We start from the raw sequence: 15,695 nt of genomic DNA, 5'->3' as shown, positions 1-15,695 counted from the left end.
TTGGTAATTTACTTTCATACAATCGTCCTTTTGCTAGAAGTGCTATTGTAGCACATTTTTGGAGAAGTGGTATAACTCGCTACTACCTGCAAAGGTTAGGTGGCATTAACCGAGTCCAGCGCTTTATTGCCATATCTTCTCCTCACAGCGGTACTTGGATGGCTTACACTCTCTGGGGAAAAGGCTGCGTTCAAATGCGTCCTGGCAGTGCTTTTCTGGAAGATTTAAATCGAGATGCTGGCTTGTTGGAAAAGCTCAATTTTACTTCGATTTGGACAGATTGGGATTTTATCATCGTACCCGCTTCTAGTTCCCAAATATCTACTGCAAAAGAAGTCAAATTGTCGGTTTTCGCCCATGCCATGATGGCGAGGCATTCAAGCAGTTTAAAAGCTGTGGCTGAAGCACTTTCCGAACCATTGAAAGTTCATGATTAACCGTTTGATTCATTCTTGTATAATGTCAAATTTTGTAGGGGCAGGTTTCACCTACAGTAATTGCCTAAAACCAACAATTTCCTAAACCCGCCCCCACAGGAGGCAAATTGCTACCTGACTAAATATCAAACAGCATCGCCAACTTCAGCGTATTCGCTGCGACCAAAAATTGCTTCCGCTTCACAATAATACTTGAACTCAAGTATATTGTGGAAAGGGTCTTCTAAGAAAAAAGTACGGTGTTCTGTAGGCAAACCGACAAATCGCCGTCTCGGTTCTTGATAGAAATTTAAGTTGTTTTGCTGGGCTTTTTCTAGCAACGCTTCCCAGTCAGCTTCGGAAGTAAAAATTAACCCAAAATGCCGGGGATAGATGCCTCGCTGAGGCGTCAAAGGTTCGCGGCTGACGTGGGCAACAATTTGATGGCCGCACAAACCCATAATCGCAGAATTTGGCGATTCGCGACCTAGTTGGCAGCCGAGTCCGTCTACGTAGAACGCTTTGGTTTGGGCAATATCGGTCACGGGAAAGGCAAGATGAAATAAGACTTGGCTCATGGAGGTACTCAATGCAGAATTCAGAATTGTTCTTTAATTATTTATCTTGGTCTAATCCTTGGTTGGTGGCGATCGCCCTAAATACAGTTTTACTCACGATCGCCACCATTGCTCCTAAAAAATTGCTCACTCCCGCTGGCCAATTTCACGGCTGGGTATTGGGCGTGCTCATCTGGGGCTGTTTGGGATGGCAAGGCTATGCTGTCGTGATGTTTTACTTTCTTGTCGGATCGGGAGTTACCCGCATCGGCAAAGCCCAAAAAGAAGCAGAAGGCATAGCAGAAAAGCGTTCAGGCGCCAGAGGCCCAGAAAATGTCTGGGGTTCAGCTTTAACCGCTACTCTTTGCGCTTTGGGAGTTTTGGCATTATCTATTTTAGGAGAGACAGGCAAGATGCCTGTGCCACAAGATGCTATTTCCCTGTTATTGCTGGGTTACGCGGCGAGTTTTTGCACCAAACTTTCGGATACCTGCGCTAGCGAAATCGGCAAAGCTTACGGCAAGCGGACTTTTTTGATTACCAGCTTGCAGCCTGTACCTAGAGGTACGGAAGGGGCCGTAAGTTTGGAAGGAACGATCGCGGGTATTGTCGGCTCAATTTTGATTGCGCTTTTAAGTTGGGCCGTCGGTTTAATAGACTTGACAGGAATTGTTTTTTGTGTTATTGCAGCTTTTATTGCCACGAACATCGAGAGCGTCATTGGGGCGACGGTACAATCAAAGTTTGAGTGGCTGACGAACGAGGTGGTAAATTTTTTTAATACACTCATAGGAGCGATCGCAGCTATCGTTTTAGCTGCGACCTGGAGAGCTTTTTTAGCTTAGTTAATCTTGGACGCATTCGCCACCCAAGAAACCGGGTTTATTAGGATAATTCAAGGCCTTAACGCAGTATTTTACCAGAGCAACCCGGTTTCGACCTCGCGAGTTAAGCTGTTCTACATTTAAACTGTGTGTCAAAAATCAATAAAACTCTTGTGGGACGGGCTTCTAGCCTGTCCCGATTTTCCAATTTAAATGCGTAACAGCTTATTAGCTATTAATCATTAGTCATTAGTCTCAAGCAATCAACTCATGACTAATGATTAATAGTTAATCAAACTAAGCGTCGTCTTGCGGCCCAAAAACCATTTGTAAAATCATCGTCGGTTCGCCCCGCTTGTGATAGCGATCGGCCCAATTGCGAATAATTTCATCTAATTCCTCAAGGGCTTGGTCGAGGCGTTCCGGCGGAATATCCAAAGTCTCCATAATTCGCATCACATTCGGTTGTTTTTCCGCCCAATCCTTCATCAGCCGAAAATATCTAGCCGTATCCTCAACCATAGTAAATGTCCGCTCTTCCTGCTCTGCGGGAGAGTAAGTAGCGCGAGTCAGGGCATAAAACGGCATTCCCCAAGGAGAATCAATGCGAGTAACTGTCCCAGAATATATCAAGCGCCGCTTAATGTGTTCTGCTAGAGCTTCGCTCAAAGGCATTCGCCTTTCTGGAGACATATCTTCTTGCGATCGCCTGTGCAGAAACTCGATCAACTCCATAAACTGAAAAGAATTGATCAGTTGAGCGTCGGGCGGATTCGGAGGAATCTTGCCTTCGAGATATTTTTTTTCATCTACAGTCAAATTGTTTCCCGGAATGCGAGGGCGTCCCGGCATCCAACCATACTGTTCCAGCCACACATAAGGAAACTGAATCAAATATCTAGGTTCTTGGGAACCCAACATTTTCAGCAATTTTCCCTGAGTCAGAGCTTCCCGGACTTCCTCAACAATCACCTTCACCCGTTTAGGCTCAATGTGATGCAAGTGCCCAGTCATCCGCAGGTTGTTGTCCTGCTCCATATAAGTCATATAAATGGCACACTTAGCCGCCGTTGCGGCCGCGTCTAGAAACGCCCCGTGCCTGTGCCCACTGGTTCTCATGGCGCTAAACGCCAGATATAGCATGATCTGATCCATTGCACTAGGGCTGAGGCTTTTGACCAGATCCAAAGAGTCATTTTTCATCACTATCCCCGAAATAGCCAAATTAGGAGGCATTTTGTCATCCTCCATTAAATTATTGCGAGAGCGCCGAATCAAGCATAGCCGACTGTCGCCGGAAAGCTTGCCAGCTACCCTAATATTCAGGTTAGTTAAGTTCCCTGAGGTAACAGGGGCATGGGCTTAAAGGCTATCCACACCGCATAAGTGGTTCTTATTGGTGGCCAATTTAAGTAGATTGCTGCACCCTCTGCGCTGACAGTTTACCTATATATAAGTTAGTTATCGCAAATTAATTATAGTGCAGCGGTTGAAAATTAAACCCTACCTGTGGGGGGGAGAACGTAAATAACTGTTGCGATCCCAGGAATTTGAGGCGACTCCGAGCCCCTAATTCTTGAATAGTCATGGATGCCGAAACCCGGTTTGATCAACTAAAATAAGGCTGTTGCATAATTGCGGGAAGATTTTGATGGTTTTGTGGGATGGGATCTCGTAGCCCGTCCGCTGTATTTTCACAGCAGGCAGGACACCCCACAATAATCCTCCTCAAATTCTGCAACGCCAAAATAAGGCCTGGAGGGCGAGGGATATCGGTTGACAAACCCAGATGATCAGAGCCCTGTGGTTAGTTCCTGTTTAATTGAAGCGTTTTCAATACAAAACCGCCACATACTAGAATCTATCTCTAGGTAGATGGCGGTTCGCAGTTTATATGCTAACATCTATCATACAAAAAATAATCTCCTCAGAACTGTCCACAAAAAGTGCAGTTGTCGCTTAACCTGAAAAAATAGAATCCCAGAAAATCCGATCGCGCGATCGAATGACCGGCCCAAAGCAACTCAGTTGTGGTCATCACTTGCGTCGAGTGCCATTAGAAATCTTGTAGCGGATGAGTGTAAACAGTAGGCTCAGTAAAATTTCTGCGGATGCGCTTTCTCTCAGGACCACGCTCGCCCCTTTGTTGAGTTTGCGCTGACAACATATATTGAGCGGTGCCAGTTTCGAGCATGGGGAGTGGAGATTCAAAAGCTTGAGCGGCCCTGGCACTCAAGGTAATGCCCAACAGGCTCAGTAAAGCAATTGCAGTGTAGGTTTTCATGGGTAGTATTCGTATCAGTATCTATTTAGAGATACGACATTTACCCAGGTTGATCAGGATGAATTTCCCGGAAATTATCAAACTATAGAATTAGGAATCAGGAATTAGGAATCAGAAGGAAGAAGAAGAAGGAAGAAGAAGAAGGAAGAAGAAGGAAAAAGGAAGAATAAATCAGGCTTTAGTTAATCTATCGTGCATTTAAATTGTCTCCTAAAATCCTTGTATAAAAAGCGGAAAATTATCTTTCCCTCTCCCTTTCTCACCCTCTCGCCCTCCAGTAGCAACAGACACTTTAGATGCGTACCATCTGATCTATGAGAGCAGTCATAAGTCGATGTAAAAGGGAATAAATAAAATCTCTAGCTTCACTAATAAAAAAATTCATAATTGCACTACTCAGACGGTTGCAATAATATACAAAACCGCCAAATAGGAGATTCAATCTCTCGATAGATGGCGGTTTAAGGTTTATATGCTATCATCACTCACATAAAAGAAGAGCCTAATGACTGTAAACAAGAAATGCAGTTGCCTTGGAAACCTGAAAAACTAGCATCCCAGGAAATCAGATTGAGCGCTCGACACTGGCGGCAGAAACTAACTCAATAACGGAAATAGCTGTCGTCCAATGTCATTAAAATGCTTGTAGTTGATGAGTGTAAAGATTAGGCTCAATGAACTCTCGGCGTCCGCTGCCTCTTTCTGGAGAACGATCGCCCCTTTGTTCGGTTTGGGCGGATAAAATGTATGAAGCGGTGGCAACTTCGAGCAGTCCGACTAGGGATTCAAAGGCTCGAACGACAGTGGCGCTCAAAGTAACGCCCAAAAGACTGTGTAAAGCAATTGGTGTGTAAGTTTGCATGGGGTTAGTATCCGTGTCAGTGTCTATTAACTGATACGGGCTCTCCCCGATCGATCAGGATAAATTTCTGTGAAATTTTCGGATCTCTGCAAAAAACCTTACCTCTTCAATTCTATGGATTCCGCCAGCAGCCAAGCACCTGCCGAATTCAGCTTGCCCCATACTGTCAGAGGCTTTTCGGTTTCGCAACTGTGTAAAAATCTGTCGGTTTCCGAGTCCAAAGTCACGAGTTGCCAAGTTTGACCGGCTAAGGATGCGGGGCTTGTCAGCGTTAGTGTCCAGTCTTGTTCGCCGAGGCGACGGAAAATGCCCGAAAATTGGCTCTGGGTATTTGCTGTTTGACTGCTTTGTTTCTCTACTGACTCCTGACATTCGCCGCTGGCGGGATATGCTTCAGGTCGATCGAGATAATAGCGTTGCCAACCCAGCCAGTCCGATCGCCCCTGTGTCAAATTAAATAAAGGAATAACCGCCGCACTCGCCTCGGAATCTTGCAGCAAAGCTTCCTGCAAAACTCTCACTGGCAAGTCCCGCGGCTGACATCCAGATTCCGCGCACAAAGCCGCCGCCATCCCCGCCGCCTGTCCAATATTCATTACCGTCGGTTGCAAGCGAGTTGCACCGTTGGCGATGTGAGAGACGGAAATATTTTTTTCGCAGACTAGCAAACCGTCTGTAATCGCAGGAATTAGCGCGCTGTAAGGAATGGTAAACGGAGTTCCCGTCCAGCGCCCGCCCCAGCGGATGGATTTTGGTTGCAGAGGAATGTCGCCACTGGGGTAGTGGTGGTCATTGGCGTAGTTGCCGATCGCAATTGTTTCACAAATACCCTCAGAATTTATCGGCAACTTCGCGGCTCTTCCACAGACAATAGGCAAAATATCTTGTTCTGTGACTGTACTTATCCCTCGCAAGCGCCGACTTTCTCGGTAGTAAGGATGTAAGGCAAAGGAAGAAAGAAGGGAAGAATTTTGTTGATTTTCGATCGTTGAAACGGGGAAAATATTCTGTGCTAAGCCGTAGCGGCGGCAAAGTTGCGTTTGAATGAAGCGGGCGAAACTTTGAGTGTGCCACAGACTTTCTTGCAGGAATTCTTGTCGAGATGCTTCAGATTTAATGAGTCGATCGACCCCTTCACCATAATCATTACCTCGAATCGGCCAATTAATCATCAACAATCCCCCTGGCAGCCGGCCGTAATTAAGAAATTGTTCAGGAGTGTAAGCGTCCCAAGCCCCAGTAAATCGATCGGGATTGTCAACAGGCGGCGCGGGAATTTCAGGCGCCACTGCACCTTTACCAAAATCTTGCATGATTGCCACCCAAGTCGGAGCTTGCACCGAATAGCTCTCTGTGAGATCATTAGAGGCAGTCGGCGCGCTGGGTTCTCCCCACTCGGCTTGGAATTCCCAACCCCAGCGGTGTCCAACTTGCCCTAAAGCCAGCAAATCTCCCAATTCCGTTGCATCCAAAGTGATTTTGGCCGAAACCATAAAATCTGCAAACCGGACGCCTGAAATGCGATCTCCTTCATACAGCACATCGTGAGCTTTTTTTCCACAAATCCACTGTAAGTTCGGCAAACATTTAACCCAATCAGCGAAAATATCAGCACCAGTGCGGGGATCGTAAGTAAAAAAACTTACCCAGCCCCAATCCAAACCTCCCGGCTGTCGCTGCTGAAGTTCCCGCAAAAACGCGCCCCACAAACCGGTTTGAAAAGCTGCTAATTCATTGCCATCGGGGGCACAAACGCCTGCGGAAGTCAGCATTCCTCCCAGCCAGGGGAATTCGCTTACTAAAATAGTTTTAGCACCTCGGCGGGCTGCTTGCACGGCTGCTGCGGTGCCGCCGGTGCCACCACCGACTACTAAAACATCTGCTTTTAAGGTTGGGGACATGGGGAATAGGATTTTAGATTTTAGATTTTAGATTTTAGATTTTAGATTTTAGATTGCAAGAGGCTCATTCATCATGTAAGGTGCGACCACAAGCACCCAGAGGATAGATGTTCGGCGTTGGCGATCGCGAATTGAATTTTCTTGTCTAAAGACTTGACAAATAATAAATCGGGAATTATGCAGCGAGTGCACAATTTTGTTACTAAATAACCGCAGGAGCGATCGCAAATTTTGATTTCTCACTTTTGGCGCGCAAATATTGGCAAGATGACACCCCGAATAACGATAATAGAAAAAAGGGAACAGCATCTATAAAGTTTTACGTCTTCATAATTTCCCAGTTACTAATTAACGGCTGAAAATGGAAAAAGGTTTTATTTTGTGGTTCACCGGGCTGAGCGGTTCCGGCAAGACAACTATCACCAAAGCTCTCGAACCCGAATTGAAGGCAAGAGGTTGCAAAGTTGAAATATTGGATGGAGATGTCGTTCGCACCAACTTGTCAAAAGGTTTGGGATTTAGCCAAGAAGACCGAGATACTAATATTCGGCGGATTGGATTTGTAGCTCACCTGCTGAGCCGCAATGGAGTAGCGGCAATGACAGCAGCTATTAGCCCCTACAGAGCAATTCGCGATGAAATTAGAGCAATGGAGCCCAATTTTGTGGAAGTATATGTCACAGCGCCGTTAGAAGTGTGCGAAGGTCGCGATGTCAAGGGGCTATACGCTAAGGCTAGAGCAGGAGAAATTAAGGGTTTTACGGGAATTGACGATCCTTATGAAGAACCGCTGAATCCTGAGATTATTTGTTACACAGAGCGAGAAAGTGTGGAAGAGAGTGTTAAAAAAGTTCTGAGCAAGTTAGAAGAGTTGGGTTACATTTGATGGTGGCGGGGTAGGAAGCGGATAGGGGCAAAAGGCGATGGCGAGCAAAAACTATTCAAAATTCAATACTGTCAAAGGTTTCACGGTCAAATTTTTAACAGTGTCAGTGCTCGCGGCGGTGGGTTCATCTCCTGCGGCGGCCCAGTTTATGCCTCCTCCTCCTCCTGATGCGGGTTCTCCTGTTCCTGTACCGGTACCCGCAGTGCCGGGATTGCCGGGATTGCCGGCAAGTGAACCTTCAAGTGTACGATCGGAAGTTTACACTTTAGGCGCGGGCGATCGTATTCAAATGGACATCTTCAACGTCCCGGAATACAGCGGCCCCAACGGTCAACACCAAGTACAGGCCGACGGTTCCCTAAATTTGCCGTTAATTGGCAGCGTTTCGGTGTACGGGATGACCTTAGAACAAGCTTCTAATGCTGTTAAAGACAAATACGGCAAATACCTTAAACGTCCTTGGATTACCCTCAAACTGCTGGCGCCGCGTCCTTTGCAAATTGCGATCGCGGGGGAAATCAACCGCCCCGGAGCCTATACAATATCCTCAGCAGCAGGCCCCGGAGGCACAGCAGAGCAAATGGGAACTCAAATGCCAACGATATCGCGGGCTCTGCGAATGGCCGGCGGAATTACCCAGTCAGCAGACGTGCGGCAAATCAAAATTCGCCGCCCCCAGCGCAACGCACCGGAACAAGTTATTAGTGTGGATTTGTGGGAATTATTGCAAAACGGCGATTTGCGAGCAGATATGACTTTGCGCGACGGCGATACTATATTTATTCCCACTGTAACTAGCCTCAACCGCCAAGAAGCACCGACTTTAGCAGTAGCTAACATTACCGGACAAAGCACTCAACCAATTAATATTGCTGTGGTGGGCGAAGTAACTCGCCCCGGTACTTATACTTTGGCAAAAGAGGCTCAAAGTAGGGTACAAGACAATGAAATGGGTGAAAATTCTGGTTTGTTTGCTGCCAGCGACACTAACGGCGGGGAAAATGTTTTGCAGCAAACTGTAACGAGGGCAATTAAAATGGCGGGCGGCATTACGCCGGTAGCTGATATCCGACAAATACAAGTTCGCCGGCTGACACGGGCGGGTACAGAACAAATTATTAATGTGAATTTGTGGCAACTTTTGGAAGGAGGAGATGTATCCCAAGATTTAGCGCTACAACAGGGAGATACGGTAATCGTTCCCAAAGCCGAAAACCTCGATGAAACCCAAGACGAACAAGTTGCTAATTCTAATTTTTCACCGGATACTATTAAGGTGAACATTGTGGGAGAAGTCGTCAAACCGGGAGCGATTGCGGTGCTGCCCAACACTACTTTAAATCAAGCGCTGGTAGCAGCGGGAGGTTTTAATAAAGCGCGGGCAGAAATGGATTCGGTGAATTTAATTCGCCTCAATCCTAACGGCACCGTTTCGCAACTAACTGTTAAGGTTGATTTTTCTGCAACTGCCAATGAAGCAACTAATCCCAAATTGCAAAATAATGATGTAATTATGGTAAGGCGATCGGGTCGCGCTACGTTCTCGGATAATGTAGGCGGCACTCTCGCTCCTCTCAGCCCGCTGTTAGGAATATTTCGGTTATTCGATATTTTCCGGTGATTTGAAGAGACTAGCATTAAGACCTCAGAAACCCGCTTTATAAAAAAATTGCGGTTTGGTAATGAAATATCGAGGAATCAACCGATTTCCTGAAAATCCGCCACCAATACAGACGTTTAAACTAATAAGTTGTAGAAATCCAATGAAACCAGGGAAACAATCTCAAGTAGCACTGTTTAATCATAAAAAAACCGCTGATCTGCAAAAAATGTCTTCTGGGCTTTATGAAGAAGATCAATTTTTAGGCAGAAACAAAACCGAGGCAGAAGAGTTAAGTTTTTGGGAAGTTTGCCGCAGTCGATCAATCTTAGTCATCGGTGTAGCAGCGGCAGTGACTACCGGAGTTTTCGCATGGACACTGAATCAAAAAAGCGAGTACGAAGGGCGCTTTCAATTATTAGTAGAGCCAGCGGTTACGCAAAATACTTTAGCAAAAATCTACTCCGGTGAGCTGAAACTGCAACCAGCGGCCCCTGCGACGCAAGAAAAGGGCGGTTTTGACTACGAATCCCAAATTCAAGTTTTGCAAAGTCCGCAAGTAATGTCGCCGATTATTAAACAGTTGCAGGCTAAGTATCCCGAAATAAATTACAACTACCTCTTGAACCAAAAAGCAGATAATTTGCCGTTTTCTCAGGAAACTAGGTTGTCAATTAATCGGTTCAAAAATACCAAGATTATCGAAGTTAGATATCGGGATTATGACCCGAAAAAAATTCAGTTTGTTTTGGAAAAAGTTGCGCTAGGCTACCGCAACTACAGCGTGCAAGATACCACCACTCAAATTAGTCAGACTCTGGATTTTGTGAAATCGCAAATTCCCAACCAGCGAAAGCGCCAACAAGCTCTGCAAACAGAAATTCAAAAATTGCGGCAGCAGTACAATTTCATCGATCCGCAAATTCAAACCCAACAGCTTTCGCAGCAAATCAGCCAACTGCAAGCGCAAAGATTGGACGCGCAAACGCAGTTAAACCAGCAGAGATTGCTCTATTCTAATCTGCAAAATCAGCTCGGACTGAACCAGCAGCAAGCGCTGATGGCATCGGCTCTCAGTCAAGCTCCCCGCTATCAAGGGATGCTGACTCAATTGCAACAATTAGAAGGGCAAATTGCGATTAACTCGGCTACGTTTACAGACGAAACTCCGCAAATGCAATTGTTGCGAGAACAGCGCAAGAACCTGATTCCTTTGTTGAAGAAAGAAGCCCAACAAGTTCTGGGAACTGATTTGGCTAAGGTAAATTCACAAGTGCTGGCTTTTCAAGATCCGGTGCGGATTAAGTTAATCGAGCAATTTATCGGTACTGCTAATTTAATTCAGGTGCTGGGCGTGCGGAATCAAGTTTTGGAACAAGCTGCTAAGCAGTTGAATCAATACTCTCAAAAATTCCCGGTGATTTTGCGGCGCTATTCCGATTTGCAGCGCGAGTTGGATTTAACTAACAATACGCTGAATAGTTTGCTGGCAAAACAGCAAGCTTTGCAGCTTGAATCTGTGGGCAAAAAAGAGGTGGCTTGGGAAGTTATTGCTAAGCCGGAAATTCCGCGTTACAAAAATGGCGAGTTGATGGCTGTTGCTCCGATTATGCCTTTGAATTTGGCTTTGGGGGGATTGGCTGGTTTGCTGTTTGGTATGCTGGCGGCGCAGTTGGCGGAACGGTTTAACAATAAAACGGTGTTCCAAACTCCAGAGGATGTCAAACAGTCGATTCGCCTGCCTTTGTTGGGGGTGATTCCTGCTAGCGATAAAATTTTGAGACTTCCTCCTGCTGAGACTAGCCCGGTGGATGTGGCAATTTCGCCGATGCCGACGGATGCTTTTCAAGAAGCTTTTCGATCGCTCAATGCGAATATTCGCTTACTAAACGTTGATACTCCGATTAATTCTTGCGTAATTACTTCTTGTCAAGTAGGTGACGGCAAGTCTACGGTAGCAGTAAATCTGGCGCGGGCGGCGGCTGCAATGGGGCAGCAAGTGCTGTTGGTGGATGGGGATTTACGGCGCCCGCAGGTACACGAAATGCTGGGTTTACCGAATTGGCAAGGCTTGCACAATGTGATCGCGGATGATGTGGATGTGCAACAGGTGATTTTGCGATCGCCCCGTGATGAAAATTTGTTTGTGTTAACTTCCGGCCCGGTTCCTCTCGATCCCACAAAGGTGCTTTCTTCCCGCAAAATGCAGCATTTAATGGCAGCTTTGTCAAGTCATTTTGACTTAGTTATTTACGATACTGCGCCGCTTTTAGGTTTGGCGGATGCGAATTTGTTGGCGGCTCACACTAACGGATTGATGCTGGTAGTAGGGCTGCATCAAACTCAGCGGGAGGCGCTGGTGTTGGCTTTTGAAGATTTAAAAATGGCGGGGATTCCGCTGTTGGGAATGGTGGCGAATAACGATAAAGGCAGCAGGTATTACTATCAGTCTTACGTGCAGGATTACGTCCAGGAACAGTCTGTTTGAGGGAGAGGAATTGAGAAATGTTTAGTGGAACAGGCCGTCGGGCTTGTTCTTGAGAATGCAAAGCGGGCGGGACACCCGATCAGATAATTAATCCATCTTGCACCATTAATTGTGAATAAAGCTGTCTGGGGCGGGCGTCGCGCCCCAGAAGAACATTTAACTTTTATGGAACAGGCCGGCGTCGCCTGTTCTTGAGATTTGTGCGTGATTTCAGAAAGACAAATTTTCTTAAGATTTGCGATCGAGACTCTGAACTATAATTAAAAGTAGGAGAAATTTAAACAAATCGCGGCACTTGCAAATTGGCAAGACCTGAAAGAAAACGTGGCTGGTAAATTCCTATTTTGTAATACCTTGATACAACTCCCTGCCTCGGCTCAAAACTAGCAGGGAGTTTTGTGTTTTTCACACAGGAGATGAAACAATGGCTATTGCTACTATTAACCCGGCAACGGGAGAAACGCTGAAAACTTTCGAGCCGATCGCGGATGAGGTAATAGAAGCTAAGCTGGAATTAGCACAGCAAGCTTTTAAAAAATACCGCCAACTGCCGTTTGAGCAGAGAGCCCTGTGGATGCAGAAAGCTGCAGACATCTTGGAGCGCGATCGCGAAATTTACGCTGAAATGATGACCCTGGAAATGGGCAAAACGCTCAAATCTGCGATCGCCGAAGTGGAAAAATGCGCCTTAGTTTGTCGGTATTACGCCAAAAATGCTGCTCAATTTATGGCAGACGTACCCGCAACCACCGACGCTAGCAGCAGCTTTGTCCGCTACCAACCGCTGGGCCCTATTTTAGCCGTTATGCCGTGGAATTTCCCATTTTGGCAAGTTTTTCGGTTTGCGGCGCCAGCACTGATGGCGGGCAATGTCGGCTTGCTCAAACACGCTTCCAACGTGCCTCAGTGCGCTTTGAAAATTGAAGAAATTTTTACGCTTGCTGGCTTTCCCGAAGGAGTTTTTCAAACTTTGTTAGTCGGCGCCGACAAAGTAGCTGATATCGTTGCGGACGATCGTATCAAAGCAGCAACTCTCACCGGTAGCGAACCAGCGGGTGAAAGTTTGGCAGCAAATGCGGGCAAAAATTTGAAAAAAGTAGTGCTGGAATTGGGAGGAAGCGACCCATTTATTGTGATGTCCAGCGCCGATGTAGCAGCAGCTTTATCAACTGCTGTGACATCCCGGATGCTCAATAACGGTCAATCTTGCATCGCCGCCAAACGCTTTATTTTAGCAGAAGAGATTGCCGACGAATTCCTCACAGGATTTGTCGAAAAATTCGAGCAATTAAAAGTAGGCGATCCGATGTTGCCCGAAACCGATATCGGCCCTTTAGCTACTCCCGCAATCCTCAAAGACTTGGACAATCAAGTGCAAACTTGCGTCCAATCGGGAGCAAAACTTCTGACAGGTGGTCGCCGATTGTTAGAGAATGCCGGCAATTTCTACTTGCCAACTATTCTGGCAGATATTCCGCCGAATGCCTCTGCCCGTCAAGAAGAATTTTTCGGGCCTGTAGCTTTAGTATTCCGAGTTGCAGACATCGATGAGGCGATGGCCCTCGCAAACAGCACATCTTTTGGCTTGGGTGCGTCAGCTTGGACTACAGTAAACTCAGAGAGCGATCGCTTTATTTCCGAACTAGAGGCCGGCGCGGTATTCATCAACGGTTTAGTAAAATCCGACCCGAGATTGCCCTTCGGCGGCATCAAACGCTCCGGTTACGGACGCGAATTGAGCATCCAAGGAATGCACGAATTTGTTAACATAAAAACAGTGTGGGTGAAATAACCTCCCACTCTATCAACCGATCGCACAAATCTACATAAGTCTCCGTTTATCTGCGTTTACCTGCGGTTAAAAATTCCCATTTAGTATTTTTGCGATCGGTTGAAAAAGACCAAAAACCCCCATTAACCGAGGAGAGAAACGGAAATGAACACAGCTCAACTATTGGTAAAATGTTTAGAAAATGAAGGCGTCGAATACGTCTTCGGACTTCCTGGAGAAGAAAATTTAGAAGTTCTAGAAGCCCTGAGAAACTCTTCAATTAAATTTATTACTACTCGCCACGAACAAGGCGCCGCATTCATGGCAGACGTTTACGGTCGTCTCACCGGCAAAGCCGGCGTTTGCTTGTCCACCTTGGGCCCCGGCGCAACTAACTTAATGACAGGAGTTGCTGACGCCAACTTAGACGGCGCTCCTTTAATAGCAATTACCGGACAAGTCGGCACAGACAGAATGCACATAGAATCGCACCAATATTTAGATTTGGTCGCCATGTTTGCCCCAGTTACTAAGTGGAATGCTCAAATTGTTCGCCCCAGCACGACGGCAGAAATTGTCCGCAAAGCCTTTAAAGTAGCTCAAAGTGAAAAGCCCGGAGCAGTTCACATTGACTTACCTGAAAACATCGCAGCAATGCCTGCTGAAGGACAGCCACTCACCAAAGACAACCGCGAAAAAACTTTTGGCGCTTACCAAAGCTTGAATAAAGCCGCTGTGGCAATTTCCAAGGCAAAAAGTCCTCTGCTTTTAGTAGGAAACGGCGCGATCCGCGCTAACGCCAGCGACGCTTTGACACAATTTGCTACTCGACTGAATATTCCTGTAGCTAATACTTTCATGGGCAAAGGTGTAATTCCTTACACTCACCCTTTGGCGCTTTGGACGACGGGCTTGCAAAAACGCGATTACATTAGCTGTGCTTTTGAAGAAACGGATTTAGTGATTGCGGTTGGCTACGATTTGATTGAATATTCCCCGAAAAAGTGGAATCCAGAAGGAAAAATTCCGATTATTCACATTGGATCTCTGCCAGCAGAAATTGACAGCAGTTATATTCCTATTATAGAAGTTGTGGGAGATATTTCTGATTCCCTTAATGAAATTTTGCAGCGTGCCGATCGCATGGAGAAAGTAGACCCTTTTGCTAAGCAATTGCGGGCTGATATTCGCGCTGGCTACGAACAATATGCAGCCGACGACGGTTTCCCGATCAAGCCACAAAAACTCATTTACGATTTGCGGCAAGTCCTGGGGCCGGAAGATATTCTGATATCTGATGTGGGAGCTCACAAAATGTGGATCGCGCGGCACTATCATTGCGATCGCCCGAATACCTGTTTGATTTCCAACGGATTTGCGGCGATGGGAATTGCGATTCCCGGTGCGGTGGCTGCAAAACTCGTTTATCCCAATCGCAAAGTAATAGCAGCCACCGGCGACGGTGGTTTTATGATGAATTGCCAAGAGTTAGAAACTGCTTTGCGAGTCGGTACTAATTTTGTGACGCTGATCTTTAATGACGGCGGTTACGGGTTAATTGAATGGAAGCAGCAAGATTATTTTGGTCATTCCGATTTCGTCAAATTTGGCAATCCCGATTTTGTGAAATTTGCGGAAAGTATGGGTTTAAAAGGCTATCGTGTGGAATCTGCAACCGATTTTATTCCCATCCTCAAAGAAGCCCTGGCTCAAGATGTCCCTTGCGTGATTGATTGTCCGGTAGACTATCGGGAAAATGCGCGTTTCAGTCAATTATCTGGGGATATGAGTTGCAATTTGTAAGAGTAGCTAGAGCCCCGACTTCTTAAAGAAGTCGGGGCTCTAATAATGGATATTCTTGGAGATAGAGTTTTGTAGCTTGTTTGGTTCTTAACTGCTTACCGCAACTGCGTTGCGGTATCGCCAATGATGTCAGTGATCGCTATGCACTGTAGTTAGTAGGTGGTATTCCAGAAAAACTTGCCACAATCAAAAAGGAAGTTTGTGGAAAACTGGTTGGTTCAATTTCTGGTAGTGGCCAAGAAGTAATGATGGTAAGATAGTAGCCTTGATAAGTTTTTTGTGAACTATGCCGAATTGTCCCGT

General features: G+C 46.2%; 11 protein-coding genes and 1 pseudogene. 7 read left to right on the top strand and 5 right to left on the bottom strand.

Annotation, left to right across the window (positions count from 1 at the left end; all coding sequences use genetic code 11):
* Positions 1-437, top strand: a pseudogene (locus QUA10_RS27155) (lipase); the annotation flags it as partial.
* Between the two features lie 125 nt (positions 438-562).
* On the opposite strand, the gene QUA10_RS27150 reads toward QUA10_RS27155, so the two are convergent.
* Positions 563-994, bottom strand: a complete 432-nt coding sequence (locus QUA10_RS27150) for a VOC family protein (protein WP_333085632.1) — start codon at positions 992-994, stop codon at positions 563-565.
* 11 nt (positions 995-1,005) lie between these two features.
* Between QUA10_RS27150 and QUA10_RS27145 the strand changes: the two genes are divergently transcribed.
* The gene (locus QUA10_RS27145) at positions 1,006-1,818 is read left to right on the top strand and encodes a TIGR00297 family protein (protein ID WP_333085631.1); all 813 of its coding nucleotides are present in this window, start codon (positions 1,006-1,008) and stop codon (positions 1,816-1,818) included.
* Between the two features lie 276 nt (positions 1,819-2,094).
* Here QUA10_RS27145 and hetR read toward each other — a convergent pair whose 3' ends face one another.
* The 4 genes from hetR to QUA10_RS27125 all read right to left on the bottom strand — a co-directional run bounded on the left by hetR (position 2,095) and on the right by QUA10_RS27125 (position 6,844).
* Complete coding sequence (gene hetR / locus QUA10_RS27140; protein WP_333077431.1) at positions 2,095-3,000, bottom strand: heterocyst differentiation master regulator HetR; 906 nt, start codon at positions 2,998-3,000, stop codon at positions 2,095-2,097.
* A gap of 853 nt (positions 3,001-3,853) precedes the next feature.
* Entirely contained in the window at positions 3,854-4,081 is a 228-nt protein-coding gene (locus QUA10_RS27135) for a hypothetical protein (protein ID WP_333085630.1), read from the bottom strand.
* Positions 4,082-4,715: 634 nt separating this feature from the next.
* Complete coding sequence (patX, locus tag QUA10_RS27130) at positions 4,716-4,943, bottom strand: heterocyst-inhibiting protein PatX (protein WP_190663642.1); 228 nt, start codon at positions 4,941-4,943, stop codon at positions 4,716-4,718.
* A 98-nt stretch (positions 4,944-5,041) separates the two neighbouring features.
* The gene (locus QUA10_RS27125; RefSeq protein WP_333085629.1) at positions 5,042-6,844 is read right to left on the bottom strand and encodes an FAD-dependent oxidoreductase; all 1,803 of its coding nucleotides are present in this window, start codon (positions 6,842-6,844) and stop codon (positions 5,042-5,044) included.
* A 361-nt stretch (positions 6,845-7,205) separates the two neighbouring features.
* On the opposite strand from QUA10_RS27125, the gene cysC reads away from it, so the two are divergent.
* The 5 genes from cysC (at position 7,206) to QUA10_RS27100 (ending at position 15,392) form a co-directional block, all read left to right on the top strand.
* A complete protein-coding gene (cysC, locus tag QUA10_RS27120; protein WP_333085628.1) occupies positions 7,206-7,730 on the top strand; it encodes an adenylyl-sulfate kinase in 525 nt (174 codons plus the stop codon).
* Positions 7,731-7,767: 37 nt separating this feature from the next.
* On the top strand, positions 7,768-9,351 hold the full coding sequence (locus QUA10_RS27115) for an SLBB domain-containing protein (RefSeq protein ID WP_333085627.1): 1,584 nt from the start codon (positions 7,768-7,770) through the stop codon (positions 9,349-9,351).
* A gap of 142 nt (positions 9,352-9,493) precedes the next feature.
* Positions 9,494-11,818 carry a polysaccharide biosynthesis tyrosine autokinase gene (locus QUA10_RS27110; protein ID WP_333085626.1) on the top strand — a complete coding sequence of 775 codons (2,325 nt, stop codon included), beginning with the start codon at positions 9,494-9,496 and terminating at the stop codon, positions 11,816-11,818.
* A gap of 424 nt (positions 11,819-12,242) precedes the next feature.
* Positions 12,243-13,610, top strand: coding sequence for an NAD-dependent succinate-semialdehyde dehydrogenase (locus tag QUA10_RS27105; protein WP_333085625.1), 1,368 nt, complete (start codon positions 12,243-12,245; stop codon positions 13,608-13,610).
* 144 nt (positions 13,611-13,754) lie between these two features.
* Positions 13,755-15,392, top strand: coding sequence for an acetolactate synthase large subunit (locus tag QUA10_RS27100; protein ID WP_333085624.1), 1,638 nt, complete (start codon positions 13,755-13,757; stop codon positions 15,390-15,392).
* Positions 15,393-15,695 lie beyond the last annotated feature (303 nt).

The sequence above is a fragment of the Microcoleus sp. Pol8_D6 genome (assembly GCF_036700965.1).
Lineage (GTDB): Bacteria > Cyanobacteriota > Cyanobacteriia > Cyanobacteriales > Microcoleaceae > Microcoleus.
The sequence above is the reverse complement of the archived record's forward strand: the minus strand, read 5'-3'. Positions and strand labels throughout refer to the sequence as shown.